The organism is Bacillus sp. FSL R5-0659, from assembly GCF_038008785.1.
Taxonomy (GTDB): Bacteria; Bacillota; Bacilli; order Bacillales; family Bacillaceae; genus Bacillus; species Bacillus safensis.
In genome coordinates, this window is sequence record NZ_JBBOZU010000001.1 from 2,544,093 (window position 1) to 2,567,737 (window position 23,645).

Genomic DNA, 23,645 nt, shown 5'->3' on the forward strand with positions numbered 1-23,645 from the left:
CGTAGATAAGCGCATGACGAAAAATTGGCTTTTTTATCCTCTCCCTGAACCTAATAGGCTAGATCTTCACCGCAACGAAACACCTAAACCATTCTTCCATGAGAAAACGGCTATTCAATTATGCTCAGGATTCAGCCATTTCGAATCACTCACATCGACTCATTTCTCATCATGCAAATATGATCATCAGATGGTTCTTTCTAATGTTTTTACTTTCATATGAAAAAAGTGTAAAATGTGAGCAAGGGTTTTCATGTAAGCCCTTTATTATTGGAAATTATTTTTGACAGCAAAGGGGAGAACGTCAATGACAGACAATCGACGCAATGTATTTTTCTTTTACAAAAAAGATCATGAATTGGATGGACACATTTCTTCTCTCGAGAAGCTCGCTACCGATCAAGGCTTTCACGTCGTCAAGCGTGCAGAGGATGCCCATATTATTGCTTCAATTGGCGGGGATGGCACATTTCTTCAAGCAGTCCGCAAAACGAACTTCCGGGATGACTGCTTGTATGTAGGGGTATCAAAATCAGAGAATACGCATCTATACTGTGATTTCTCGTTAGAGCATTTTGATAAAATGATTGATGCCATGAACACTGAACAGCTTGAAGTGAGAAAATATCCGATTATCGATGTAAGCGTTGACAGTACAAATCAGTTCCATTGCTTAAATGAACTGTCGATCCGCTCCAGCATTATTAAAACATTTGTGATCGATGTGTATATAGATGATTTCCATTTTGAAACTTTTAGAGGCGACGGCATGATTATTTCCACTCCGACTGGTTCAACGGCTTACAATAAATCCGTGAGCGGCGCCGTGGTTGATCCGATGCTTCCATGTATGCAAGTCACAGAGCTTGCATCTCTGAATAACAACTCGTACCGTACATTAGGCGCTCCTTTCATTTTAAGCAGTGACCGTAAGCTGACGCTGAAGGTGGTGCAGGATGGAAACGATCATCCAATTATCGGGCTTGATAACGAAGCGCTCGGTACAAAACACGTCAAACAAATTGACATTGGACTTTCAGGAAAAGTGATTAAAACGGTGAAATTAAAAGACAACTCTTACTGGGAAAAAGTAAAACGAAGATTCCTTTAATCTTTCAGATTATTGAGGGTTTAAAGCTCCTTTATGGGGCTTTTTTTTATGTCTTTTCATTCACGGTCATGGTTATGGTATGATGTCACAAGTATGATTGTACGAAAAGGAGAACACGATGACATTACAACATTTTGATCAATATCCATTAAGTGATGAATTGAAACAAGCGCTAGAAGCGCTTCACTTCCATACACCTACACCCGTTCAGCACGAGACATTATCTGTTGCTTTTTCAAAGCAGGATTTAATCGTCAAATCTCAGACTGGCAGTGGCAAGACTGCAGCATATGGTCTGCCGATTTGTGAAATGGTTGATTGGGCTGAAAATAAGCCTCAAGCCCTTATCCTCGTTCCGACACGAGAACTCGCCATGCAGGTCAAACAAGACCTCACAAGCCTTGGACGATTCAAACGAATCAAAGCCGCAGCCATTTTTGGAAAAGCCTCTTTTCAAGCGCAGAAAGTAGAGCTTTCACAGAAAAACCATATTGTGTGCGGGACACCAGGCCGCATTTTGGATCACCTTGAGAAAGGCACCCTTTCTTTAGAAAATCTCAAATTTTTCGTGTTAGATGAAGCGGATGAAATGCTGAACATGGGATTCATCGATCAGGTTTCTTCTATTATTCAGTATCTGCCGCCAAAGCGCATGTCGATGCTATTTTCAGCGACAATGTCTGAAGATATGAAGAAATTGAGCGAACAATTTTTACAATCACCGAAAATCATTGAGATCGCACGTGAAGAAACGTCTGTACAGCAAATCACCCATACCGTAATTGAAACAGAAGAGGAATCGAAATTCTCCCTTCTTCAGCGGACGATCGTCATTGAAAATCCAGATAGCTGCATTATTTTCTGTAATACACAGGACCGGGTGAATGAACTCACGATGAAGCTGGATGAATGGGATGTGCCTTGTGACAAAATTCATGGCGGCATGAGACAGGAAGACCGCTTTGATGTGATGGATGAATTTAAAAAAGGTGAATTCCGTTATCTGATCGCAACAGATATAGCAGCCCGGGGAATTGATGTCAGTGATATGACACATGTCATTCATTATGATCTTCCTTATGAAAAAGAGCGCTATATTCACCGAACTGGTAGAACAGGCAGAGCGGGAAAAAGCGGAAAAACGATTGCGTTTATGACAAAGAATGCTAAGCCGCTTATTGATGAATTAAAGCAGGATGCCGGCATAGATTTTCAAACTCAGCCTTATCCAACGAAGGAAGAAGCAGAAAAGCATGTAGAAAGATTTGAAGAGAAAATTGAAACGCCTATTCAAAAGGAAAATAAACAGGCAGGCGTTGAGAAGGATATTATGAAGCTTTATTTTAACGGTGGAAAGAAAAAGAAGCTGCGAGCTGTTGATTTTGTTGGGACTATTGCCAAAATAGAAGGCGTTGCATTCGATGACATTGGGATTATTACGATTCAAGACACGAAAACATATGTAGATATTTTAAACGGCAAAGGCCCTCTTGTGCTGAATGCCATGCGTCACACAACCATTAAAGGCAAGCAGTTAAAAGTACATGAAGCACGTTCATAAAAAGTAAAGGCCCAGCGCCTTTATTTTTTTATTGATGATGTAATAAGCGCACAAACGTTGATCCCATCAGCCTTTTTGATGACAAACATGACAAATGTCATATTGAATACATGATGGGTGCTACTATGAGCATGACACCTTCCCTTCTATACTTTGAAGTAGAAAGAAACGGAAAGGACTTGAACGTTCATGACGACTTCAACAAACACAAAGCAGCAAGCCACTTTAAGAAAACAAGTGGGTCAATTCTCTGGTGCTGATTCGAAAAAAAGTATCATTCAACTCTTTAATACATTCATTCCATTTTTAGGGCTTTGGTTTCTTGCTTATTATAGCCTGAATATCTCCTACCTTTTAACCCTCTTCTTTGCGGTTATTGCAGCTGGATTTTTAGTACGTGTCTTTATTATTTTTCACGACTGCTGCCATCAATCCTTTTTTAAACAGAAGCCGCTAAATCACCTGTTCGGTTTTTTAACGGGCGTACTCACCCTTTTCCCTTATCTTCAATGGCAACGAGATCATTCAATTCACCATGCCACAAGCAGTAATTTAGACAAACGAGGTACTGGCGACATTTGGCTCCTAACAGTCAAAGAATATCAAGAAGCATCAGCATGGACGAAATTTCGCTACAGATTTTATCGTAACCCGTTTGTGATGTTTATTTTAGGACCGATCTTTGTCTTTCTCTTAAAAAACCGTTTCAACGTCAAAAATGCTCGTAAAAAAGAGCGTTGGAACACGTATTTCACAAACGTGAGCATCATTGCGTTAGCAGCCGCAACATGTCTTCTTTTTGGCTGGCAGGAATTCCTGCTTGTTCAAGGTCCGATCTTCCTAATCTCAGGATCTATCGGTGTATGGTTGTTTTATGTACAGCATACGTTTGAGGACTCTTACTTTGAAGCAGATGAACATTGGAACTATGTGCAGGCAGCTGTAGAAGGCAGTTCTTTTTACAAATTGCCAAAACTACTTCAGTGGTTAACAGGCAATATCGGTTATCACCATGTCCATCATTTAAGTCCGAGGGTACCGAATTATCACTTGGAGCATGCACATGATCATAGTGAGCCGCTTCAAAATGTTCCAACCATCACTTTAAAAACAAGTATCGAGTCAATGAAATTTAGACTTTGGGATGAAGAAACGAAAGCATTCGTTACCTTTAAAGAAGCACGGCAATCTAAGAAGATACCCGCACCTGTCATTAAAGGAGACATTCTAAAGAAAAATGCATAATTGGTTCAAGCTCTTTCTTACACTAGAAGGAGCTTGTTATCATTTACAGGATGCAGCCGCATGTTGAATTTGATAAAGTAAGGAAAAAGAATGAAAAAGGTGGCACACGGATGAAAAAACAGTTTAAAATTCAAAAATTGCATGGGATTTCCCCTTATATATGGGCCATTTTTTTCATCCTGCCCTTCTATTTTATCTTTAAGACACCTTCGACTTTAGGCATTGTGATCGGCATTATTTTGAACGTCGTCTTTTTCGCTGTGTATCGTTTTGCGTTTGTCGCAAAAGGCTGGTCTTTATATGTCTTCGGTCTTTTATTGATCGGTATTTCAACTGGTTATGTGATGCTCTACAGCTATATTTATTTCGCTTTTTGCATCGCCTATTTTAACGGACATATCAAACGAAAAGTCCCCTTTTATATCTTGTACTATATCCATCTGGCGAGCGCCGCCGTGGCAGTGAACTTTAGTTTGATCTTAAAAAAAGGCTGGTTTCTCACACAAATTCCTTTTGTCGTCATCACACTGATTAGTGCCATCCTTCTTCCCCTAAGCATTCGAAGCAGGAAGGAACGTGAACGGCTTGAGGAGAAATTAGAATATGCCAATGAACGGATTGCTGATCTTGTGAAACTTGAAGAAAGGCAGCGCATTGCACGCGACCTGCATGACACCCTTGGACAAAAGCTTTCTTTGATCGGTTTAAAAAGTGATCTTGCCCGTAAACTCGTGTATAAAGACCCTGAACAGGCTCGGGCCGAACTCAAAAGCGTCCAGCAGACTGCCAGAACGTCTCTCAATGAGGTGCGAAAGATTGTTTCCTCTATGAAAGGCATCCGAATTAAAGATGAAATGTCGAACATCGAGCAAATTCTCGAAGCAGCCGGAATTGAATTGGTCTATGATGAAAAGGAAGCACCGAAACATATCTCACTTCTGAACGAAAACATTGTGAGTATGTGCATCAAAGAGGCGGTGACGAATGTCGTCAAACATAGTGGCGCGACGGTTTGTAAAATCACCATTCACCAAAAATCAAAGGAAGCGATCATCACCGTTGAGGATGACGGAACATTTAAAGGCGACTATCCATCCTCTCAAACGAAAGGACACGGCCTTTTAGGAATAAGAGAAAGATTGGAATTTGCAAATGGCCGCCTGCGTATTGAGACAAAGGACGGGACAAAGCTCATTATGATCATTCCAAATGATTCAGCAGCAAAAGAAAAGGAGGGGATGAAATGATCAACATCTTTATCGCAGAAGATCAGCAAATGCTGCTTGGTGCACTCGGTTCACTTCTCGATTTAGAAGACGATATGACGGTTGTTGGAAAGGGTACGAATGGTCAAGATGCCATCGATTTTGCCAAAAAACACGCTGTTGATATTTGCTTAATGGATATTGAAATGCCGGGAAAATCCGGACTTGATGCAGCGGAAGAGCTCAAAGGATCAGATGTGAAAATCATCATTTTGACAACCTTTGCCCGCTCTGGTTATTTCCAAAGAGCGTTAAAAGCTGGCGTCAGCGGCTATATGCTGAAAGACAGCCCCAGCGAGGAACTCGCAAGTGCGATTCGCAGTGTGATGAAAGGGAAAAAGGTGTATGCCCCTGAATTAATGGAAGACTTATATAGTGATGAAAATCCTTTAACGGAGCGAGAGAAATCGGTCCTTGAACTCGTCGCAGACGGTAAAAACACAAAAGAAATTGCAAAAGAACTCAGTATTAAAAGCGGCACTGTTCGTAACTACATTTCCATTATATTAGATAAGCTCGAAGTGAAAAACCGCATCGAGGCCATTACCCGCTCAAAAGAAAAAGGCTGGTTTAAATAAGAAAAAAGATCAGGACACACGCTGCCTTGATCTTTTTTTTTTGATAAAAAATCTCTTCTTTATTTTTTATCACCAGCTATCAAAATGTCATTGACAACAGCCCACAGTCCTATGATATGATATCCGAGTGATAATAATTATCATTATCACTAATTCAACCAAATATACGGCTATGTGCCGATTTCAAAGGAGTCTACATTCATGAAGAAAATATTGTTCCCTCTGATGCTCATCTTTGTACTTGCATTGAGCGCATGTGGCAATAGCAGCAGCTCTTCCTCAAATAAAGGAAATCAATCAACATCATCAGACAAAATTACATATCAATCTGAAAATGGCCCTGTGAAGCTGCCAGCGCATCCAAAACGTGTTGTTGTTCTAGGTTCTTACGCAGGTAGTGTCATGTCACTTGGTGTGAACATCGTTGGCGTTGACTCTTGGTCAAAAAAGAATCCGCGCTTCCAAAAAGAATTAAAAAATGCGGAAGAAGTATCGGATGCTAATGTAGAGAAAATTATGAAGCTAAAGCCTGATGTCATCATTGGCTTAAGCAATACTAAAAATGTAGAAAAACTCAAAAAAATCGCACCAACCGTTTTGTTTACGTATAACAAAGTCGATTACCTTCAGCAGCACATTGAAATTGGAAAAGTATTAAACAAAGAAAAAGAAGCCAAAGCTTGGGTAAAAGATTTCAAAAAACGTGCAGATGAAGCTGGAAAAGAAATCAAAGCAAAAATCGGTAAAGATGCAACAGTTTCTGTCTTTGAAAGTGGCACAAAAGAGCTCTACGTCTTTGGAGATGCATGGGGCCGCGGAACAGAAATCCTCTACCAGGAAATGAAACTGAAAATGCCTGAGAAAGTGAAAGAAAAAGCATTAAAAGCCGGCTACTATGCAGTTTCACAGGAGGTCATTCCTGAATTTGCTGGAGATTATATGATCATTAGTAAAAACAGCGAAATGGACAATTCCTATCAAAACAGTAAAATTTACAAGTCCATCCCAGCTGTCAAAAAACATCGTGTGTATGAGGCCAATGCAGAAGAATTCTATTTTAATGACCCGATCACACTTGAATACCAACTCTCATTCTTTAAAAAGCACTTTTTAGGTAAATAAGCTGAAGCAAGGGATCTCTTCCCTTGCTTTTTTCTTGTCTACTTCTAGCGGCATGGTCCTTTTTCCGCTACAATGACAACAAGCGAATACAAAAAGTGTGGTGCTGATTTTGTTTAAGATTTTACTAATTGAAGATGATACAACCCTCTTCCAAGAAATCAAAGAACGTCTAGTCAACTGGTCCTATGATGTTTATGGGATTCAAGATTTTCATCAGGTGCTGCAGGAATTCACATCTGTCCAGCCTGATCTCGTCATTATTGATATACAGCTGCCAAAATACGATGGCTTTCACTGGTGCCGGATGATTCGGCATCATTCAAATGTTCCAATTATTTTCCTCTCCTCAAGAGACCACCCTGCTGATATGGTCATGTCGATGCAGCTCGGAGCCGATGATTTTGTGCAAAAGCCCTTCCACTTTGACGTGCTCATTGCCAAAATTAATGCTGTTCTTCGCCGCGTGCATGATTATAATGCAGAACCGGCCAGCCTAAAGGTGTGGTGCGGCGCTGCCATTGACCTAGAAAAAAACACCGTAACAAATAATCACGGTGAGGTTGAATTAACAAAAAATGAGTTATTTATTCTCAAGGAATTGATTCAGCATAAAAATCATATCGTCAGCCGGGAATCACTCATTCAAGCATTGTGGGAGGATGAACGGTTTGTCAGTGACAATACACTGACTGTAAACGTCAACCGGCTCAGAAAAAAACTAGACGAGATCTCCCTTGGCGCCTTCATTGAGACAAAAGTGGGTCAAGGCTATCTTGCAAAAGAAAAGGATGATCAATGATGCTGCAAGCATTTTTAAAAGAACGAAGAAGCTGGATTCTTTTCTTTCTTAGTTTGCAGCTCCTCATTCTATTTGTTGCTTATTTGGATACGACCATTCCCATCGCTTCTCTTTTCTATATTGTGCTATTGTCTACGTTTCTCATGATTGTATTTCTCTTTTTTCGATACCGAAAAGAAACGGCTTATTATGAGAGGTTGAAAGAATGGGATGATGACATTGAACATCAAATGCGGCTAACCCCCTCTTCCCCATTTGAGCAGCTCATACATGATGCGACGTCAGAGCAAATTGCACGCTACCGGCGAATGGCAGCAGAGCAGAAAATCGCTCTCGAAGAAGAAAAAGATGAATTGCTCTCTTGGATACATGAGGTCAAAACCCCCCTTACAGCGATGCGCTTAATGATTGACCGCTTAACAGATCAGCAGCTGAAATTCAATATGACATACGAGTGGCTCAGAATACATTTATTACTTGATGCCCAGCTGCACCAAAGCAGAGTACGTCATATCGAAAATGATTTATTCATTGAAAAGCTGGACCTGCAAAGCATCATCGCAAAGGAAATCAAAGCGCTCCAATCATGGTGCATGCAAAAAGGAATCGGCTTTGAGCTGGCGCTGGAGGAACGGACCGTATTAAGTGATATAAAATGGTTATCCTTTATGATCAGACAGGTACTCACAAATGCAGTCAAATACAGCCATTCATCTGATATTGTCATTGAAAGCAAGCAAATAAATGACCAAGTCATGCTGACGATCACAGATCAAGGCAGAGGAATTGATTCAAGAGACATCTCTCGTATTTTTGAAAAAGGCTTTACCTCGACAAGACATCACAATGACACCGCCTCAACAGGAATGGGGCTCTATTTAACGAAAAAAGGAGCAGACGCTCTTCATATCACAATCGAGGTCAACTCCACGATAGATCAAGGTACAACCTTCACCTTCACCTTTCCGAAAAAGAATGATTTTGTTCATATTGCGAGCATGTGACAACAATGTCACATGCTCGTCTGTTTTGTTCGCCAAATCGAAGGACGTCTGGCAGGCTTCTTTTTATACTAGAGTTATCAATTAAAAGAAAAAGGGGTTCAGCAAATGAACATTTTAGAAGCTCGTAAAATTTATAAAAGCTACGGAAATAAATTCAACAAACAAGAGGTGCTGAGTGGTATTGATTTAACCATTGAAGCCGGGGAATTTGTCAGTATCATGGGGCCATCAGGCTCGGGGAAAACAACCCTTCTGAACGTATTGTCGTCTATCGATCATGTGTCCAGCGGATCCATTCGTATTGCAGATGCTGAGATGACGCAAATGAAGGATCAGCAGCTTGCGGAATTTAGAAAAAAGCAGCTTGGCTTTGTTTTTCAAGATTATAATTTACTTGATACACTCACAGTCAAAGAAAACATCCTTTTGCCTTTATCCATCTCCAAAACGCCAAAAAAAGAAGCTTTTGAACGTTTTCAACAGCTTGCAGAAGACATGGGGATTTATGAACTAAGAGACAAATACCCGAACGAACTCTCTGGCGGACAAAAGCAGCGGACATCGGCGGTTCGTGCCTTCATTCATGAACCAAGTCTTATTTTCGCTGATGAACCTACAGGGGCACTTGATTCCAAATCGGCATCTGACCTGCTCAACAAACTGCAAGATTTCAATCGCAAACGAAAAGCGACCATTGTGATGGTGACACATGATCCTGTCGCAGCCAGCTATTCAAGCCGCGTCATTTTTATCAAGGATGGACAGATTTATACACAGTTGAATAAAGGCGCTTTAGAAAGAAAAATGTTTTTCGAGGATATTATGAAAACGCAAGGTGTCTTAGGCGGTGTGAAGCATGAACATTAATCAGCTCATCTTTCGTAACCTGAAGAAAAATTTGAAGAATTACTATTTATATGTGTTTGCTCTCGTGTTTAGTGTGGCGCTCTATTTTTCCTTTGTCACCTTGCAATACTCACCAGCACTTGATGATGTAAAAGGCTCCATTAAAGGCGGTGCTTCGATTAAAGCCGCTTCGGTTCTGCTTATAGCCATCGTCGGTATTTTCCTGCTATATGCGAATAGCATTTTTATTAAGCGCAGAGGAAAAGAAATAGGTCTCCTGCAGCTCATTGGTATGACGAAACAAAAAATTTCCAGACTGCTCAATGCAGAGAACTTTATTCTATACGTGACAGCCATGACTATCGGCATCATTGCAGGCTTTATCGGTTCAAAGCTGATGCTGATGGTGTTATTTAAAGTGACTGGTGTTAATGCCATCGCCAATCTGCATTTTTCGGGCATGGCCCTTCTGCAAACACTCATTGTCTTTTTTATTATCTATGGATTGATTATGCTGAGAAATAGACGTTTTATTAATAAACAAACGATTTTATCTTTGTTTAGAACAACGTCTTCGACAGAACAGCGTGTGAAAAAGATCTCTGTGTTTGAAATCATCATTGGAGTGTTCGGTATTGTCTTGATCAGCTCAGGCTATTATATTTCTTCTAAGCTTTTTACCGGCTCATATACGTCCATGTTTGAGTTACTTTTAGCCATGATTTATATTCTAGCCTCTGTTATCATCGGTACCTTTCTTTTTTACAAAGGCTCTGTTTCTTTCATTGCCAATATTGTACGTAAAAGAAAAAATGGCTATCTCGCCATTCATGAAGTATTATCTCTGTCATCCATTATGTTCCGGCTAAAATCAAATGCACTGCTTTTAACGATTATTACAACCGTATCTGCACTTGCCATCGGTTTGCTGGCTCTTAGCTACATTTCCTATTACTCAGCAGAAAAAACCGCTGAGCAGATGATTCCAGCTCATTTCGCCATGGGCTCAGAAAAAGAAGCAGCAACCTTCACTCGTGCACTTTCTGACAAACATATTGCTTATGATCAAAAGCAGTTCAAAGTGATTCAAGCGAAATTTGATGCGAAAAAAATAGTGGATTCAGAGGTGAAAAATATGAAGAATGATCCAGGCGTATTGACACTGCCTGTGATCAGTGAGAAAAATGCACCAAATTTTCATGTGGAGAACAACGAAGTTATTTTAAGCGGCTACAGTGATCTATTAAAGAAAATCATGCCGATTCAAAGCTCAGGCGATGTGAAGCTTCTCATTAAGAAACCGCTTGATTTGAAAGTCATAGATATGAAGAAAGATTATCTCATTTCTTACAACTTCACTTTTGGCGGTCTACCTGTTGCCGTCGTGAGTCAAGATGTTTTTGAGCAGCTCGATCAACAAAAAGATCCAAAGCTACAGCTTGAAAATAGCCAATATATCTCAGTCAATATAAAAGATGATAAAAATCTTGAACAAGCAAATAGCGTGTTTACATCTTTAAAACTAAGTGACAACAGCATGTCTCAATTAGCTTCAGCTCAGCAGCAAAAACAAACAATAGGACTGATGATGTTTGTGGTCGGGTTTTTAGGCCTTAGCTTCCTTGTCACATCTGGCTGTATTTTATACTTTAAACAAATGAATGAAAGTGAAGAGGAACAAAGCTCCTATACGATCTTGCGTAAGCTTGGTTTTACTGAGAAGGACCTATTAAAAGGCATCCGGCTTAAACAGCTGTTTAACTTTGGGATTCCGCTCATCGTCGGATTGCTGCACAGCTACTTTGCTGTACAATCAGGCTGGTTTTTATTCGGCGGAGAATTGTGGACTCCAATGCTCATCGTTATGTCGATTTACACTGTCCTCTATTCTATCTTCGGATTCCTATCTGTCCAATATTATAAAAAGGTCATTAAGGATTCCTTGTAATCAATTCCCCATAGGCAACGCCTATGGGGTTATTTTATTTATGAAGGTGTTGATTCAAACTTGTGTGATAAAATATGGTCTCTTGCCTCATAAGCTTTTCGTTTGACCTCTTCTAGGTTCACACCGACTAGCTTTCCGTTTTGTTTCACTGCTTTTCCAGCAACATAAACAGAATCAACATTTGAAGGATGTGCCGTTTGGACAACCGCTCCAGCCGGATCTGTCATCGGAAGAAGATTCATGCTTGTCCGATCGATCAAAATAAAATCCGCTTCTTTCCCAGGTGTAAGCGACCCAATTTTATGATCAAGCTGTAATGCACGAGCGCCATTGATCGTCGCAGCCTCAAGCATTTGATGAGCTGACAGCCCAAGTTCAGGTCCCGGCATGATCCCATCCATTAACAACGATTGATTTTGGATCGCGCGCTCTGCCTGAAGCCCGAATTTCATTTGAGCAAACAAATCTCCTCCTGTCGCTGTCACTACGTCTACACCGAGCGTTGGAAGAACACCTTGTTCAATCGCAAGTCCTGTGACAGGATAACCGTGACCCATCATCATTTCAATTTCAGGGGTAATGGAGATGGAGCTTCCGCTGTCTGCCAGCATCTTCATTTGATCCGCATCGATTGCGTTAATATGCACCATGTTCAAATCAGGTCCGAGCAGCCCTGCTTTGTGAAGCCGCTCAATCGATCGATCCTCCGCTCCCCAATTTCCAAAGCCGATGTGCATACTACATAGAGCATCTAGAGACCGAGCTGTTTCAATTTCAAATACCGACGTCTCCCATGAAGAAAACTCTGGACCACGAATCGCAAGTCCCATTGTTAAAAGCTGATCTGATGATTGAAAATGCGCTTTTTTCACACGTGCTGCGTCCTCCATATTGGTGAGCGTACTCTCTCTATCCCAATATTCAGCATCTCCAGAGGAACCAAAAGCAAAAACAGCTCGTATACCCGCATCTTTTAATCCTCCAATGAGCTCTTCTGTATGATCCATTGAATTGATCATCGTCCAATCTAAAAACGTGGTCACACCTGCATCTAAAGCCTCTAATGCCCCTAAATAATTGGCGATTCGATCGTCGGATGGGCGTCTCATTGCTCCATAGTTGCCATAATAGATTTTGCTTAAATATGTCTGCAAAGACCAATCTGTCCCTATGCCCCGGATGACAGACTGCCACACATGCCGATGTGTATCTACAAGACCTGGCATAATGACCATATCAGATGCATCAACAATGTCTGCATCACTTACTTCAATTGAAGGTCCAACTTCTAAAATGTGTTTCCCTTCAATTAATAAATCTCCCTTTTCAAGAAAACCTAAAGATGGATCAAGTGTTAAGAGTGCTGCATCTTTAAACAATGTTTTCTTCATCCATATCCCCCTTTTCAAATGACGAGGATAAGTGACCCCGCCTCAATGTCATTTTAAAACAGAACAGGATCAAATTAGAAGAAAAGTGGCTTATCAAAATATATTAAGAGCTGATGTTTCTGAAATAGTTGTATGTGCGTTTTAATTTGATGTCATGCTTCCCTTTTGGACTTTCCATCATCCCAAACTCAAAGAACTTCACAGGTTTGATTCCGACATATTGCAGGAGAGCTCGTTTCATTAACATCTTGTGCGCATTTTGTAAAAAGAACAAAGGGTAGTTGGTTGGTCCTTGCATTGTCGATACACAAACGGCACTTTTCCCTTTTAATAATCCTTCTGGCAACAGACCGCTTGTTTGACGATAAGCGAAATTCGCAGCAAACATGCGGTCAATAAAGCCAAGCAGCATAGCTGGCGGCCGCCCCCACCAAATGGGATAAACGAACACGATTTTATCCGCCCACTTGATCTTATCCTGATACTGGCGAATGTCAGGATCTTTATGCATATCACGTCTCTTTTTCTCTTCATTAAAAACAAGTACAGGATCAAATTTTTCTTGATATAAATCGATGATTTTCACTTCTTGAACGATTGGATTTTCTTCGCTGCCTCTAACAATTTCTTTAAAAAAAGCACCATTTAAACTATTGTGATGAGGGTGAGTATAAATAATGAGTACATTCATCTTTTTCTCCTTTAGTTATCATTTGATAATAAAATGATATACCCCAATCGATTAGTTGTCAAATGATAATTGTTTTTTGATAATAAATTTGATATGTTACGTAGGAGGTGATCATCATGCAACATCCACATTTCTTCAAGGAATTCGTCGCATTTGCTTCTACTTTTTCAGAGTTAAAACATAATATGATGAGCAAAGTCAAACTACCAGAATTAACACCCTTGCAATATTTAATTTTAGAGCAGCTAGCGGTCAGCGAACCGCTTACCCCTAGTGACATCGCAGACTGCCAGCATATGTCTCTTCCAAATGTCAGCAGAGAACTGAAAAAGCTGCAAGAAAAACAATTCATTGCTAGAGAAGAAGACCGTAATGACAAACGAAAGCATGTCATTATACTTTCTGACAAAGGCCGGGCCTGTATGAACGAGGCCTTTCAGCATATCGAAAGGATGCTAATAGACAGCCTATCTTCCTCAGATATAGAACAAATGGATGATATCGTACAAGCTCTCCGTCTATTAAATCAAACGATTTTTAAAAAATGACCCAATGAAAAAAGCATGAGCGCTACGCTCATGCTAAGGATTTTGTATCTTATTAATGAAGGGATGCTAAAAGATACGTTATGAAACCAACAATCGGAATGATCGGGATCATTAATTTCAATGTTGTATTCGTATTCTTATATAAATTCCATAGCAATACTGGTATACCAAATGTTAACGTATCTAAAACAGCAAGAACTACTCCTTTACGCTGTTCTTTATGAGCCATTTTAAAAACCCCCCTATTCACCAAACTTTTTTCACACAATAACCGGCCAATCCCGCTGATATACCTCCATTAATCACTGCGCATGCAATACAGCTAGCAGGTCCAGTAAAACAAATATAATAACACGCTCCTAGAACCATTGAACGTAACGGAAGAGATTCATTAGGGCCGCTTTTCTTTTTTAAGCAGTCCCAAAACTTGTTCCAATTAAAACTCGTTTGAATTTCCGAATCATCTATTTGAACAATTTTTCTATTTAATTCCATCATATCTTGCTTTACACCATTTTCACCATAGGTAAAAGATCCTTTTAAAAACTCCCCTTTTTGGTTGATATGAAACTTATTTTTCAATTTTCCATTTTGAAAAAAATATGAGTGCAAATTCCCTTTCCCATCGTATTCTGCAAGTTGAATATAGTGAGCTTTTATTTGACTCAGTGAAACTGAAATGAAGGAAACATTGTTAAGCAGCTGATTATCTGACTTCTTCTTTTTCAGATAAAAATAAACAACATCTGTTTTAGCAGCGTTTATATGAACCGCCGCACTTTCTCCATTTAATAGATAACCTTTCTTTTGGGCTAATTCTTTTGCCTGTAAAAATTGAGAGCTTTTTTTGCTTTTTTTATGAGTTTTTCTGCTGTTTTATCATTTTGTATCTTTTCAAAAGGCTCGTCCTCTTTTATGGTAACAGCGTTACCTACAGGATATTGTCCGAATAAAAGTGATATGAACAAAAACATACAAAACATTTTTCTTATCTTCATCATACAGACTCCTTTAGTAAAGTTAATAAAAATCATAACCTTTTAAGGAAAAATTTTACCAATAAAATCCACTAGTGATAATGTAGCATATAACCTATTCTTTATCATTTCCTCTAGGCAATTGAATCTGATCTTCCTCCCTGAATCATGATGACACTGGCTGAAAAGTCTTATCGATACACAAAAAAGCGCTGGATCATTACGTCCAAACGCTTCTTTGTTTTATTCTCTATGTACCTTTACACAATCAATTGATACGCAATGTATAACGCAACCAGCCAGATCATGACCGCGGAAGCTTTATTGATACGGTTCATCCATATGCCGTTTGTATCTAACTTCCCTAACATCTTCCCTAAAAGGGCAAGCCCAATAAACCATAACCAGGACACGATGATACAGGCAAGTGTGAATGCCAGCTTTTCTGCGCCGCTATATTGCAGCGAATTTGTCCCAATGACACCAATCGTATCGAGAATCGCGTGGGGATTTAAAAGAGAAACGGAACAAGCAAATACAATTTGTTTTCTTGCAGGCATTAATTTCTGCTTCTCTTGATTACCTGATGATGAGCTTGTGTTCCATACGGACCATCCCATATAAACTAAAAAACAAAAACCAATGATATAAAGACCAATTTGCAGTACTGGAATGGTAAACACCACAACAGAAACACCTATGACAGCTAAAGCAATTAAAAGTGTGTCACAAAGAGCAGCCGTGATGACGACAGGCATTGCTCGATATAATCGAGGCTGCAGCGCTCCTTGTTGAAATACAAATACATTTTGTGCGCCCAAAGGTAAAATGAGACCAAAGGCAAGTACAATTCCATGAATGATCGCAATGGACATCTACTAACATTCTCCTTTTTCAGAAATTCCTACATATTTTAACATAAAGCACCCTGCCTGCTTTCAACAAATTTCATTTTCCGTACAAAAAAGCGCTGGATGCCTCCATCCAAACGCTTCTCATTTCTTCATTATTTACTTTTTCGTGCAAGCTCTCTTTCTCTCAGCTCTACACGGCGGATTTTCGCTGACGGTGTTTTTGGCAGTTCGTCAATGAATTCGATTTCTCTTGGGTATTTGTATGGTGCTGTTGTGTTTTTCACATGTGTTTGCAACTCTTTGATCAGTTCATCACTTTGCGCCACTCCATCACGAAGGACGACGTATGCTTTCACGATTGATCCTCTGATTTCATCTGGGCTCGCCACAACTGCACATTCCTTCACTGCTGAATGCTTGATCAGCGCATCTTCTACTTCAAACGGTCCAATCGTATAGCCTGAGCTGACAATGATGTCATCTCTGCGGCTTTCAAACCAGAAGTACCCATCTTCGTCTTTTTTCGCGCGGTCACCCGTAATGAAGTAATTTCCTCGGCGCTGCGCCTTTGTACGCTCTTCATCTTTGTAATATTCCTTAAATAGAGCCGGTGTTTCGAGATGGACCGCAATGTCACCAATATCTCCAGGTGCGCAGACGTTTCCATCCTCATCAATGATATCTACTTCGTTGCCAGGGGTTGGTTTTCCCATACTTCCTGGCTTGATATCCATTCCTTTTAGCACCCCTACAAGCAGTGTGCTTTCAGTTTGGCCATAGCCGTCTCGTACTTCTATATCGAAATGCTTTTTGAATGTATCAATGACTTCACGGTTCAATGGCTCTCCCGCAGAAACAGCACTATGCAGCTTCGGCAGCGCGTACTGACTCAAATCATCTACTTTTGCCATAAAGCGATATTCTGTCGGTGTACAGCATAGGACATTGATTTCATTTTTTTGAAGCAGCTCTAAGTATGTATTTGGATTGAATTTCCCTCCATACACAAAGCCTTCTGCTCCACTTCCTAACACAGATAAGAGGGGGCTCCACACCCATTTTTGCCAGCCTGGTCCTGCTGTCGCCCATACTTTATCTCCTTCATTAATGGAGAGCCATGCTTTGGCAGCTGTGCGTAAATGTGCATACGCCCATCCGTGTGTATGAACAACCCCTTTTGGGTTCCCTGTTGTACCTGATGTATAGGATAAAAACGCCATGTCTGTGCGTTTTGTATCTGCCAATTCAAGTTCGTTTGATTGTTGTTCCTTTTGGGCTAGAATGTTTGTCCAGCCATGATCGTTTTCACCGATTGAGAATGTTTTAAAATCGTTCGGCTGTTTGGTTCCGTCGAACGATTGAATGAATGAAGAATAAACGATCGCTCCCTTTGCTTCTGCGTGTTCAATTCGGTAATCTAAATCTTTCGCACGCAGCATTTCAGAACAAGGAATCACGACCATTCCTGTTTTCAAAATCGCTAAATAAATGCTGTATGCCTCGAGCATGCGCGGCACCATCACAATGATTTTATCGCCTTTTTTGAAGCCTGCATTTAATAAAACATGTCCAATTTTATTTGCCTCTTCCACTAATGCTGCATATGTTACATGCGCTTCGTGACCATTGCCGTCCTGCCAGTGCAGGGCCATTTTCTCCTTGTCATGACTGAACGCTTCAATCTCACTGACTAAGTTATATTGTTCTGGTGCAATTAAGTCTTCTCTTTTCATGGTACAGCTCCTTTTAGCCTCTTTCTTATGAAACGAAACATGTTTCAATTTACCTATTCTAACACTCATAACTGAAAAATGCTTGAATTAGGACCTACTCCTAGTATTATGCCATAATTTTTTAAATCCGTCTTCTTTTTTAAAAATATTCTAACTATTTATATGTACAAAAAGAAAAGAGCGGGAATCATCCCGCTCATAAGCCATAGCTTTTAAATTGTGTGTCTTAGAAAGATCCGCCACCCATATGTTGTTGAGCGTAAGATACAAGACGCTTAGTGATTTCTCCACCAACTGATCCGTTAGCGCGAGATGTTGTTTCTGCACCAAGGTTTACACCAAATTCAGAAGCGATTTCGTACTTCATTTGGTCGATAGCTTGTGCAGCGCCTGGTACTAGTAATTGGTTAGAACTGCTTTGTCTGTTTTGTTGAGCCATGTGTTCTCACCTCCTTGTGAATATAGAATGTGTAGAAACACATGACTTCATGCGATTGATTTTATGGTAATTATTATGAAATTTTCGTTTTAGAATAAATCAGCGAATTCATCTGCCGTTTTCTTTTCATTTGTCGCAATAATCGTTTCAATTTGCTCTACTGCCTCGTCCAGCATCGGCTCGAAATCAGCAAAGCTTTCGTAGCGTTCTACCTTCTCAAGCTTTGGTTTTGTTTTAGGGGACGGCGGCGTAAAGATCGTACAGCAATCCTCGAAAGGCTGAATGCTTGTATCGTATGTGCCAATTCTTCTTGCTTCATCAATAATGTCATTTTTATCGACAGCTATGAGCGGGCGGATGATTGGTGTATTAGTCACATGATTAATGGCATACATGCTTTCAAGTGTCTGACTTGCCACTTGCCCAAGGCTTTCACCAGTAATAATCGCAAGGGCATCACGCTTTTCTCTTATTTTGTCAGCTATTTTCAGCATCATTCTTCTTGTTGATGTCATCGTATAGTTTTCAGGTACTTGTTTGTGGATCAGCTCTTGAATTTTTGTAAAAGGTACGATATGAAGCTTCACTTCGCCTCCATATGCTGCTAGGCATTCTGCAAGATCAATCACCTTTTGTTTCGCACGTTCACTTGTATACGGAGGGCTAAAGAAATGCACAGCTTCAATTTGAATTCCGCGTTTCATTGCTTGATAGCCGGCAACTGGGCTGTCAAAGCCGCCTGAAAGCATGAGCATCGCTCTTCCGCTAGAACCAACCGGCAGGCCGCCTGCACCTTTGACATCTTTAAATGTAATGTACGTGGCTTGCTCTCTGATTTCGATGCGTAAATGCACATCTGGCTGTTTCACATTGACTGTTAAGTTTTCCGTATTTCTTAGAACATGTCCGCCAATTTCGCGATTCATTTCATTTGAATCAAGTTCAAATTGTTTATAAGAACGTTTCGTTGACACTTTAAATGTATTCCCCTGTTCATACACTTCCTGTACCGCTGTTAGTGCCGCATTTTTAATCGCATCTAGATTCGTCTCACATTTAACCGCAAGACTAAAGCTCTGAATGCCAAATACACTTTTGAGCTGTTCTGAAATCGGTTCAGGGTCTTCTCCGTTCAGCATAATCGTGATACGGTCTCTATCAGATGCATACTTTAATGCTTCAAAATCCTTTAAGACGTACCGAATGTGCTGTCTTAGTTTTTCAATGAATTTCTTTCTATTCTTCCCTTTTGTTGAGATCTCACCAAAACGGACTAAAATATGATCATATTTCATGCTGTTATCTCATTCCTTTTAATTTTTTCACACTTTGTGTGATCGATGTGATGATTTGCGATGCAAGCTCTGGTCCTTGTCCATACGTCAAGCTGATTCTCATACTGCTTTTGGCCACTTCCTCTGGTTTTCCCATCGCCAGCAGTACACGGCTCGGCTCTTTTTTCTTGGCTGAACAGGCAGAGGTTGTAGAAACATATATGCCTTCTTTTTCAAGCATATGGAGGAGGACTTCAATTTGAATACCTGGCACTGAAAAATTCACAATGTGCGGTGCACTTTGCGTCCTCGGTGTGTTCATCACAATACCTTCTATGTCTCCAAGCTGTTTTTGCAGCTGCGTTTTTAAGTTCAGCATCTCATCGTGATGCTTGTCAAGCTGTTCATATGATTGTTTCATGGCTTTTGCCAAGCTGACAGCTCCAGCAGGGTTTTCAGTACCTGAACGAAGCCCTAATTCCTGCTCTCCGCCTGTAATGAAAGGGGCGAGAATGACATCTTTCTTTAAAAAGAGTGCGCCTGTGCCTTTTAAGCCATGAATTTTATGACCTGACATCGTCAAAAGATCTACATCCAGCTGTTTATTAAGTGCTACTTTGCACATTCCCTGCACCCCGTCGACATGAAAAAGCGCGTTTTCAGTATGCTCACGAATGATGCCAGCAGCTTCTTCAATCGGCTGGATGGCACCCGTTTCGTTATTGACGTGCATCATGCTGACAAGCACTGTATCAGGGCGAAGCACTTCTTTTAAATGCGTCATATCTGCATGGCCTTGCTCATTTACTTGAATATAGGAGATGTCAAAGCCAAATAACGCCTTTAGCTGTTCAAACGATTCAATGACAGAAGGATGCTCAATTGCTGTCGTCACAATGTGCTTGCCCCGATTCATTTTGGCAAGTGCTGCTCCTTTAATGGCAATGTTATTCGCTTCTGTAGCACCAGAAGTAAAAATAATCTCATATTGTTTTAAGCCCGTGTAGTGAAGCATTTGTTTTCTCGTTTCATTTAACAGCCGGCTTGCATCTATTCCGAGCTGATGAAGCGAAGATGGATTTCCAAAATAACGCTCACTCACTTGCTGATATACTTGTAAAACTTCAGGGTACGGTTTTGTGGTTGCACTATTATCAAGATACATCATTGCGAAACTCCTTATCCTCTTGCGTTTAACTAATATGATCTGAATTCCTTTTATTTCAATATAAAGCGGTATATTGACAACCTCATCAATTCACTATATCATGCATAGTGCCATTGTCATATTTTTTCCTAAATTAACAGAATATTTAAACATGGCGGAAAAATAAAATAATAGGGGGATAACCTTATGAAAAATAAGTTAAGTCAAACAGACACATTAGCCATCGGCTTAATGTTGTTTGCACTCTTTTTTGGCGCAGGCAATATGATATTCCCTCCTGTACTTGGACAGTATGCAGGTGAAAACGTATGGCTTGCGATCGGTGGATTTTTACTGACAGGCGTGGGACTACCGCTGCTAGGCATCATTGCCGTTGCCTTGACAGGAACAGGTGCAAAAGGGCTTGCTGATAAAGCTCACCCTACATTCGGTACCATTTTCACCGTCATTTTATATTTATCCATTGGACCTTTCTTTGCAATCCCTCGTACTGGGACGGTTTCTTATGAGATTGGGCTGGCGCCGTTTCTGTCTGAAGCGCAGACTGAATCATGGATTCCATTATTCTTGTTTTCGATTGCTTTTTTCGGCATTACCTATGTTCTTGCTTTAAATCCATCGAAGCTTGTTGACCGAATCGGTAAAATTTTAACACCAATTTTACTCGCTGTCATTGCTTTAATTGTGATCAAAGCGATCGCGACACCAATGGGTGGAATTGGAAGTCCACATCCAACCTATGCAGGAAGCCCGCTGTTTACCGGCTTTTTAGAAGGCTACAAAACGATGGATGCTCTAGCTTCAATCGTTTTCGGAATTGTCGTTGTCACGGCTGTGAAAGAGCGTGGTATTACAGAACGTAAATCGATTGCAGCAGCCTGTATTAAAGCAGGGCTTGTCGCAGCTGCTGGACTAGCTCTTGTGTACATATCACTCGCTTATGTCGGAGCATCAAGTCCTGAGGCAACCGGTATGGTCGGGGCAAATGATGGCGGAAAACTCCTTTCGCTTGCGGCTAACTTTTTATTTGGTTCTGCTGGAAATATTGTGTTAGGGGCTGCGATTTTATTTGCTTGTTTGACCACAAGTATTGGACTTGTTTCATCCTGCGGGGAATATTTTTCTTCGCTATTTCCACGCTTTTCTTATCGTACAGTTGTTTTAGTTGTATCTTTATTCAGTACATTTGTAGCAAACCTTGGACTGGCACAAATTATTTCGCTCTCTGTTCCCGTGCTTGTTGCGATTTATCCGTTAGCCATCGTGATCATTCTCTTATCTTTTCTTGATCGCTGGATCAACGGAAGACGGATTATTTATTTGACTTCACTCATTTTTACAGGTATCTTTGCCGTAATCGACGGGTTAGTGGCAGCGAAGATCCCTCTAGGCGGATTCCCTAAATTTTTAGAAGCTGTTGTTCCTTTATACAGTCTTGGGATCGGCTGGGCCATCCCTGCCGTTCTTGGAGCTATTATTGGACTTCTTATTTCTTTATTGACGAGTCCACCTAAACAGCTTGCTTAATCAAGCATTAAAACAAAAAACATCCCTTTCCATAGGAGAAGGGGATGTTTTTTTATGTTCTTCATATACTAAAATAGAAAAATTCATGACTTTTGTATGAAAACACATGTTGACATCAGGCGTACATCCTTTATAATTAGTGAATGTTAATGAAGAACGGTTTTAACAACTAATTAACAGAATATTTCAACATAATATTGGAGGCTTTATATTCAATGAAGGCAACATTGTCGACGAAAGATACGGTTATTATAGGTTTTATGTTATTTGCTTTATTCTTCGGCGCCGGAAATATGATTTATCCACCAGAGCTTGGGCAATATGCTGGAACAAATGTATGGAGAGCAATGGGCGGATTTTTATTAACAGGTGTCGGTTTACCTCTACTAGGTATTATTGCGATCGCTTTAACAGGACGTGATGCAAAAGGACTTGCGGATAAGGCTCACCCAGTGTTTGGAACAGCATTCACCGTCATTTTATATTTATCCATTGGGCCGCTTTTCGCTATTCCGCGAACAGGAACGGTTTCGTATGAAATTGGTGCATTACCATTTTTATCAAGTGTGCCAGCTTGGCTGTCCCTTCTTTTATTTACACTCATCTTTTTCGGTATTACGTATTACCTTGCTTTAAATCCAACGAAAATCGTGGATCGTGTAGGGAAAATATTAACACCAATTAAATTTACGATCATTTTTATTATCATTGTAAAAGCCATTTTGACACCGATGGGCGTGATTGGTACACCAGATGTATCTTATAGCAACGGATCGTTTTTCAAAGGGTTTTTAGAGGGCTATAAAACGATGGATGCTCTTGCTTCTATTGTATTTGGAATTGTTGTCATCAACGCGATTAAAGGACGCGGTGTGACAAGTAAAAAGGCACTGGCTTCTGCTTGTATCAAAGCAGGTTTGATTGCAGCTGCTGGATTAACCTTCGTTTACCTATCACTTGCGTATCTAGGTGCTTCTAGTACACATGCCATTGGATTCGTTGGAGATGGAAGCAAAATCTTAGCTCAGTCTTCTCAGTTCCTTTTCGGAAGTCTTGGAAATATTGTATTAGGTGCTGCCATTACAGTCGCTTGTTTAACAACAAGTATCGGTCTTGTCACATCATGCGGAGAGTATTTCTCAAAGTTAATTCCTAAACTTTCTTATAAAATGGTCGTGACACTTGTTACATTATTTAGTTTCATCATTTCTAACTTTGGACTTGCTCATATCGTTGCTTTCTCTGTTCCAGTCTTAACAGCGATTTATCCTCTGGCAATTGTGATCATCGTTCTATCACTAGCTGATAAATGGCTTGGACATAGAAGACCAGTATATGTCCTCTCGTTAATTTTAACAGGGTGCGTCAGCTTATTTGACGGATTAGCAGCAGCAAAACTTCCAATCGGTCCAGTAAAAGACATCTTCCAAACAGTGCTACCTTTTTATGACCTTGGCATTGGCTGGCTTGTCCCTGCGATACTTGGAGTCGCAATTGGATTCCTGATCTCACTTTTCACTTCTTCTGCTTCAGAAGAACGCCAAAAACAGGCGTCATAATACAA

At 40.4% G+C, this 23,645-nt stretch carries 23 protein-coding genes; 13 read left to right on the forward strand and 10 right to left on the reverse strand.

Going from position 1 to position 23,645, the window contains the following annotated elements; genetic code table 11:
- Nucleotides 1–307: 307 nt before the first annotated feature.
- From NSQ72_RS13030 to NSQ72_RS13075, 10 genes are all read left to right on the forward strand, one after another.
- A complete protein-coding gene (locus NSQ72_RS13030; RefSeq protein ID WP_024424814.1) occupies nt 308–1,111 on the forward strand; it encodes an NAD kinase in 804 nt (267 codons plus the stop codon).
- Between the two features lie 118 nt (nt 1,112–1,229).
- Nucleotides 1,230–2,672 (forward strand): DEAD/DEAH box helicase, encoded by a 1,443-nt coding sequence (locus NSQ72_RS13035; protein ID WP_341084228.1) that lies wholly within the window; start codon nt 1,230–1,232, stop codon nt 2,670–2,672.
- Between the two features lie 189 nt (nt 2,673–2,861).
- Nucleotides 2,862–3,917, forward strand: coding sequence for a fatty acid desaturase (locus NSQ72_RS13040; protein ID WP_064497828.1), 1,056 nt, complete (start codon nt 2,862–2,864; stop codon nt 3,915–3,917).
- A gap of 110 nt (nt 3,918–4,027) precedes the next feature.
- Nucleotides 4,028–5,164, forward strand: coding sequence for a sensor histidine kinase (locus NSQ72_RS13045; RefSeq protein WP_039183258.1), 1,137 nt, complete (start codon nt 4,028–4,030; stop codon nt 5,162–5,164).
- Nucleotides 5,161–5,760 (forward strand): response regulator transcription factor, encoded by a 600-nt coding sequence (locus NSQ72_RS13050; RefSeq protein ID WP_058838277.1) that lies wholly within the window; start codon nt 5,161–5,163, stop codon nt 5,758–5,760. The genes NSQ72_RS13045 and NSQ72_RS13050 overlap by 4 nt, the downstream gene beginning before the upstream one ends.
- 201 nt (nt 5,761–5,961) lie before the next feature.
- The gene (locus tag NSQ72_RS13055) at nt 5,962–6,882 is read left to right on the forward strand and encodes an iron-hydroxamate ABC transporter substrate-binding protein (protein WP_341084230.1); all 921 of its coding nucleotides are present in this window, start codon (nt 5,962–5,964) and stop codon (nt 6,880–6,882) included.
- Between the two features lie 109 nt (nt 6,883–6,991).
- On the forward strand, nt 6,992–7,681 hold the full coding sequence (locus NSQ72_RS13060) for a response regulator transcription factor (protein ID WP_268474251.1): 690 nt from the start codon (nt 6,992–6,994) through the stop codon (nt 7,679–7,681).
- On the forward strand, nt 7,681–8,685 hold the full coding sequence (locus tag NSQ72_RS13065; RefSeq protein WP_039180619.1) for a sensor histidine kinase: 1,005 nt from the start codon (nt 7,681–7,683) through the stop codon (nt 8,683–8,685). Before NSQ72_RS13060 ends, NSQ72_RS13065 begins: the two co-directional genes overlap by 1 nt.
- A gap of 105 nt (nt 8,686–8,790) precedes the next feature.
- A complete protein-coding gene (locus tag NSQ72_RS13070) occupies nt 8,791–9,552 on the forward strand; it encodes an ABC transporter ATP-binding protein (RefSeq protein WP_024426158.1) in 762 nt (253 codons plus the stop codon).
- Nucleotides 9,542–11,479 carry an ABC transporter permease gene (locus NSQ72_RS13075; protein ID WP_064497823.1) on the forward strand — a complete coding sequence of 646 codons (1,938 nt, stop codon included), beginning with the start codon at nt 9,542–9,544 and terminating at the stop codon, nt 11,477–11,479. Before NSQ72_RS13070 ends, NSQ72_RS13075 begins: the two co-directional genes overlap by 11 nt.
- A gap of 38 nt (nt 11,480–11,517) precedes the next feature.
- Here NSQ72_RS13075 and NSQ72_RS13080 read toward each other — a convergent pair whose 3' ends face one another.
- Nucleotides 11,518–12,870 (reverse strand): amidohydrolase family protein, encoded by a 1,353-nt coding sequence (locus NSQ72_RS13080; RefSeq protein WP_059374790.1) that lies wholly within the window; start codon nt 12,868–12,870, stop codon nt 11,518–11,520.
- 103 nt (nt 12,871–12,973) lie between these two features.
- Nucleotides 12,974–13,561, reverse strand: a complete 588-nt coding sequence (locus tag NSQ72_RS13085) for an NAD(P)H-dependent oxidoreductase (protein WP_341084234.1) — start codon at nt 13,559–13,561, stop codon at nt 12,974–12,976.
- A 116-nt stretch (nt 13,562–13,677) separates the two neighbouring features.
- On the opposite strand from NSQ72_RS13085, the gene NSQ72_RS13090 reads away from it, so the two are divergent.
- The gene (locus NSQ72_RS13090) at nt 13,678–14,109 is read left to right on the forward strand and encodes a MarR family winged helix-turn-helix transcriptional regulator (RefSeq protein ID WP_341084235.1); all 432 of its coding nucleotides are present in this window, start codon (nt 13,678–13,680) and stop codon (nt 14,107–14,109) included.
- A gap of 52 nt (nt 14,110–14,161) precedes the next feature.
- On the opposite strand, the gene NSQ72_RS13095 is transcribed toward NSQ72_RS13090, so the two are convergent.
- The 8 genes from NSQ72_RS13095 to NSQ72_RS13130 form a co-directional block, all read right to left on the reverse strand.
- On the reverse strand, nt 14,162–14,338 hold the full coding sequence (locus NSQ72_RS13095) for a hypothetical protein (protein WP_180272423.1): 177 nt from the start codon (nt 14,336–14,338) through the stop codon (nt 14,162–14,164).
- Nucleotides 14,339–14,355: 17 nt separating this feature from the next.
- Nucleotides 14,356–14,721, reverse strand: a complete 366-nt coding sequence (locus NSQ72_RS13100) for a hypothetical protein (protein ID WP_341084237.1) — start codon at nt 14,719–14,721, stop codon at nt 14,356–14,358.
- A gap of 200 nt (nt 14,722–14,921) precedes the next feature.
- Nucleotides 14,922–15,107, reverse strand: a complete 186-nt coding sequence (locus NSQ72_RS13105) for a hypothetical protein (protein WP_341084238.1) — start codon at nt 15,105–15,107, stop codon at nt 14,922–14,924.
- Nucleotides 15,108–15,346: 239 nt separating this feature from the next.
- Nucleotides 15,347–15,961 (reverse strand): LysE/ArgO family amino acid transporter, encoded by a 615-nt coding sequence (locus tag NSQ72_RS13110; RefSeq protein ID WP_144490410.1) that lies wholly within the window; start codon nt 15,959–15,961, stop codon nt 15,347–15,349.
- A gap of 131 nt (nt 15,962–16,092) precedes the next feature.
- Nucleotides 16,093–17,673: an acyl-CoA synthetase MbcS gene (gene mbcS, locus NSQ72_RS13115; RefSeq protein ID WP_341084239.1), complete on the reverse strand. Its 1,581-nt coding sequence runs from the start codon at nt 17,671–17,673 to the stop codon at nt 16,093–16,095.
- Nucleotides 17,674–17,899: 226 nt separating this feature from the next.
- Nucleotides 17,900–18,112, reverse strand: coding sequence for an alpha/beta-type small acid-soluble spore protein (locus tag NSQ72_RS13120; protein ID WP_024424829.1), 213 nt, complete (start codon nt 18,110–18,112; stop codon nt 17,900–17,902).
- A gap of 89 nt (nt 18,113–18,201) precedes the next feature.
- Entirely contained in the window at nt 18,202–19,407 is a 1,206-nt protein-coding gene (gene thiI, locus NSQ72_RS13125) for a tRNA uracil 4-sulfurtransferase ThiI (RefSeq protein ID WP_341084240.1), read from the reverse strand.
- A gap of 4 nt (nt 19,408–19,411) precedes the next feature.
- On the reverse strand, nt 19,412–20,554 hold the full coding sequence (locus NSQ72_RS13130) for a cysteine desulfurase family protein (RefSeq protein ID WP_341084241.1): 1,143 nt from the start codon (nt 20,552–20,554) through the stop codon (nt 19,412–19,414).
- Nucleotides 20,555–20,740: 186 nt separating this feature from the next.
- Between NSQ72_RS13130 and brnQ (NSQ72_RS13135) the strand changes: the two genes are divergently transcribed.
- Entirely contained in the window at nt 20,741–22,081 is a 1,341-nt protein-coding gene (gene brnQ, locus NSQ72_RS13135; protein ID WP_341084242.1) for a branched-chain amino acid transport system II carrier protein, read from the forward strand.
- Between the two features lie 215 nt (nt 22,082–22,296).
- The gene (gene brnQ, locus NSQ72_RS13140) at nt 22,297–23,640 is read left to right on the forward strand and encodes a branched-chain amino acid transport system II carrier protein (protein WP_047203475.1); all 1,344 of its coding nucleotides are present in this window, start codon (nt 22,297–22,299) and stop codon (nt 23,638–23,640) included.
- Nucleotides 23,641–23,645 lie beyond the last annotated feature (5 nt).

Coding starts and splice junctions, on each gene's coding strand:
- NSQ72_RS13030 (WP_024424814.1), top strand. CDS start 308: ATGACAGACAATCGACGCAATGTATTTTTCTTTTACAAAAAAGATCAT.
- NSQ72_RS13110 (WP_144490410.1), bottom strand. CDS start 15,961: ATGTCCATTGCGATCATTCATGGAATTGTACTTGCCTTTGGTCTCATT.
- NSQ72_RS13090 (WP_341084235.1), top strand. CDS start 13,678: ATGCAACATCCACATTTCTTCAAGGAATTCGTCGCATTTGCTTCTACT.
- NSQ72_RS13035 (WP_341084228.1), top strand. CDS start 1,230: ATGACATTACAACATTTTGATCAATATCCATTAAGTGATGAATTGAAA.
- NSQ72_RS13085 (WP_341084234.1), bottom strand. CDS start 13,561: ATGAATGTACTCATTATTTATACTCACCCTCATCACAATAGTTTAAAT.
- NSQ72_RS13105 (WP_341084238.1), bottom strand. CDS start 15,107: ATGAAGATAAGAAAAATGTTTTGTATGTTTTTGTTCATATCACTTTTA.
- NSQ72_RS13050 (WP_058838277.1), top strand. CDS start 5,161: ATGATCAACATCTTTATCGCAGAAGATCAGCAAATGCTGCTTGGTGCA.
- NSQ72_RS13095 (WP_180272423.1), bottom strand. CDS start 14,338: ATGGCTCATAAAGAACAGCGTAAAGGAGTAGTTCTTGCTGTTTTAGAT.
- NSQ72_RS13080 (WP_059374790.1), bottom strand. CDS start 12,870: ATGAAGAAAACATTGTTTAAAGATGCAGCACTCTTAACACTTGATCCA.
- NSQ72_RS13065 (WP_039180619.1), top strand. CDS start 7,681: ATGCTGCAAGCATTTTTAAAAGAACGAAGAAGCTGGATTCTTTTCTTT.
- NSQ72_RS13120 (WP_024424829.1), bottom strand. CDS start 18,112: ATGGCTCAACAAAACAGACAAAGCAGTTCTAACCAATTACTAGTACCA.
- NSQ72_RS13075 (WP_064497823.1), top strand. CDS start 9,542: ATGAACATTAATCAGCTCATCTTTCGTAACCTGAAGAAAAATTTGAAG.
- brnQ (WP_341084242.1), top strand. CDS start 20,741: ATGAAAAATAAGTTAAGTCAAACAGACACATTAGCCATCGGCTTAATG.
- NSQ72_RS13130 (WP_341084241.1), bottom strand. CDS start 20,554: ATGATGTATCTTGATAATAGTGCAACCACAAAACCGTACCCTGAAGTT.
- NSQ72_RS13045 (WP_039183258.1), top strand. CDS start 4,028: ATGAAAAAACAGTTTAAAATTCAAAAATTGCATGGGATTTCCCCTTAT.
- mbcS (WP_341084239.1), bottom strand. CDS start 17,673: ATGAAAAGAGAAGACTTAATTGCACCAGAACAATATAACTTAGTCAGT.
- NSQ72_RS13070 (WP_024426158.1), top strand. CDS start 8,791: ATGAACATTTTAGAAGCTCGTAAAATTTATAAAAGCTACGGAAATAAA.
- NSQ72_RS13040 (WP_064497828.1), top strand. CDS start 2,862: ATGACGACTTCAACAAACACAAAGCAGCAAGCCACTTTAAGAAAACAA.
- NSQ72_RS13055 (WP_341084230.1), top strand. CDS start 5,962: ATGAAGAAAATATTGTTCCCTCTGATGCTCATCTTTGTACTTGCATTG.
- thiI (WP_341084240.1), bottom strand. CDS start 19,407: ATGAAATATGATCATATTTTAGTCCGTTTTGGTGAGATCTCAACAAAA.
- brnQ (WP_047203475.1), top strand. CDS start 22,297: ATGAAGGCAACATTGTCGACGAAAGATACGGTTATTATAGGTTTTATG.